The sequence below is a fragment of the Thalassospira sp. UBA1131 genome, assembly GCF_002311515.1.
GTDB lineage: Bacteria > Pseudomonadota > Alphaproteobacteria > Rhodospirillales > Thalassospiraceae > Thalassospira.
Genome location: NZ_DCAO01000093.1, coordinates 78601 through 81167 on the forward strand (window position 1 = coordinate 78601; position 2567 = coordinate 81167).

A 2567-nucleotide genomic window follows, 5' to 3' on the forward strand; every position below is an offset into this window, starting at 1 on the left:
TTACAAGGCCGTTTGAATGGCCTGCTTGACGATCACAAGATCTTCGTCGCGGGTCCGCCAGTTGCTGAATGCCGCGCGGAATCCGAAACGACCGCCGTAAACCGTTGGTGTCAGGAAAACCTTGCCTGTCTCATTGATACGCTGGAGCAGTGCCCGATTCTCGTCATCAGTTCCACGCGATGCGAACATTGTCACATTGAGTTTGGGTTCACGCAGTAGTTCGAGCTTCTCATGGGTTCGAATCCACGCAGCCAGGTTTGCCGCCTGATCGCAGTTTGCCCGGATGATGGATGCAATTCCGTCGCGACCATAAGCCGTCATCGCCATCCACAGCGGCAACGCGCGGAACCGTCTGGAATTTTCGACCCCACGATTGATATAGCTATTCCCGTCCGCCTTGGTATCAAGATATGGCGCAAAGGCGCGACAGCATGTCTCCAGCACCGAAATATGACGGGTCAGGAAAATCCCGCAATCATACGGGACATTGAGCCACTTATGCCCGTCTGATGTGATGGAGTCCGCGCGTGCGATTCCCTTGGTAAGGTGGGCCCGACGATCATCCAGGGCAGCGAAAAAGCCAAACGCGGCATCGACATGAAGCCATGCGCCAAAGTCACGACACAAATCGGCAATCGCATCAAGTTGATCGAAATCCGTGGCGTTCACGGTTCCCGCCGACGCAATAACGATCTTGCCGCGCGCATCACTGGCCGCAAGCTTGGCCTTGAGGTCTGCAATATCGGTTTCTTCCGATCCCGGTTTGGTTGCGACCTTGGTAAAGCTGTTACGACCAATCCCGGCAATCGACAAATCCTTGATCATGCTGGCGTGCGGACTCGCGGCAAAAATCTCAAGATCTGGCAAAACGCCCGCACCATCGGCATCGACATTCACACCAATCTGTTCACCACACCACTGGCGGGCCGCAACCAGTCCCAAAAGGTTTGATACCGTTGCACCGGTCGTCAAAACACCATCAAACGTACCTGATGGCACACCACCCAGTTCACACAGCCAGTTGATGACCTGTTCTTCAACCGCGGCGTTGACCGATCCTTCCGGTCCGGTGGCATTCTGATCAATTGCACTGACAAGCCAGTCGCCAACAAGGGCCGCTGGCGTCGTGCCACCGGTAACAAATCCAAGATAACGAGGACCAATTGATGCGGCGAGCAGCGGCAGAATTTCTTCCTTCGCTGCCCGCAACGCATCAAGCGCACCGCGTCCCTGCCCCGGCATCGGGCGCGAGGGGTCAAAGGCAGAGAAATCGCGGCAGGTTACATCCATGTTATCCGCACCCTGAATAAAGCTGTGCGCGACATCACCTGTTTCCACAAGAATGCGGCCAAGTTTTTCAAGGTCATCAAACATGAGATGACGTTCATCAACAGTGGGGCTGTCATCAGAACGATTTAAAATGCTGTTCATTTGTTTTCTCCTGAAAGGATGCGCGCAAAGTCGGCGCGATCAATGTTCGCCCCGGTCAACACAACAGCAACCTTCTTGCCAATATTGCTTTCGCGCTGTGCAATCGCAGCCGCCAGCGGCACCGCACCTGCCCCCTCGGCAATGGTGTGACAAGAACTGAAATAAAGGCGCATGGCATCCGCGATCTGTTCGTCATCGACAGCAATAATGTCCGCAGCACCGCTTTTAATGATCTCAAACGCGCCCGGATCGGGACTACGGCAGGCAACCCCGTCGGCAAATGTATTGGCCGTCGGTGTCTGGATGATTTCACCGGCCATGAATGACTGACGTATGGCATCCGCACCCGTTGCGACCACACCAATAATTTCGGTCTTAAGGCCCAGCGCATCACGCACCGTGATCAGCGAACAAATCCCGGATCCCATGCCAACCGGCACATAGATACGATCCAGACCGGAAATAGCGTCAAACAGCTCCAACCCATAGGACGCGACACCACGCACAAGTTCCCGATGGAACGGCGGGACCATTACAAGATCTTCCTTGGTGGCAAGTGCCTTGGCGTATTCGGCTGCCTCCTGGAAGTCGTGACCATGTTCAATCACCTCTGCACCCCAGGCCCGCATGGCGGCGTTCTTTTCAACGGAATTGCCATGCGGGACAATAATGGTCGCAGGCATACCAAAACGGCTGGTCGCATGGGCAAGGCTCTGGCCATGGTTGCCCCGTGTCGCCGAGATAATCCCGCGGTTCACATCAACCGACTTTCCGAGATAACGACAAAAAGTCAGCCCGCCCCGGATTTTGAACGCACCAAGTCGGGTGTGGTTTTCGTGTTTGACATACAGGGACAATCCGGTCGCACGATCAAGCAGCGGCCACTGAATTGTCGGCGTCGGCGCAACATATTGATGCACAAAATCCGCGGCCTCGCGCAACTCACCCGTATTAAACATTGTATTGTATCCCTGATAGATCAAAATCGTGACAATTTGCGTTTACAGCCGCTTCCCGCCGAACGGAGGCACAATGGGAGCAAAGTGCCTCCGTCAAACGCGGCGGTGGCGAGCCGCGCCGGGGGAAACTTTACAGGAACGGCTTTGACAGTTCCTGTTCGATATCTGATCGGGTCA

2 protein-coding genes are annotated in these 2567 nt (G+C 55.1%); both read right to left on the reverse strand.

The genetic code is table 11. The features are described from left to right. Positions 1-1431, reverse strand: a complete 1431-nt coding sequence (locus B3Z49_RS14430; RefSeq protein WP_296992138.1) for a pyridoxal phosphate-dependent decarboxylase family protein — start codon at positions 1429-1431, stop codon at positions 1-3. After that, entirely contained in the window at positions 1428-2390 is a 963-nt protein-coding gene (locus tag B3Z49_RS14435; protein ID WP_296992140.1) for a threonine dehydratase, read from the reverse strand. The genes B3Z49_RS14430 and B3Z49_RS14435 overlap by 4 nt, the downstream gene beginning before the upstream one ends. Positions 2391-2567 lie beyond the last annotated feature (177 nt).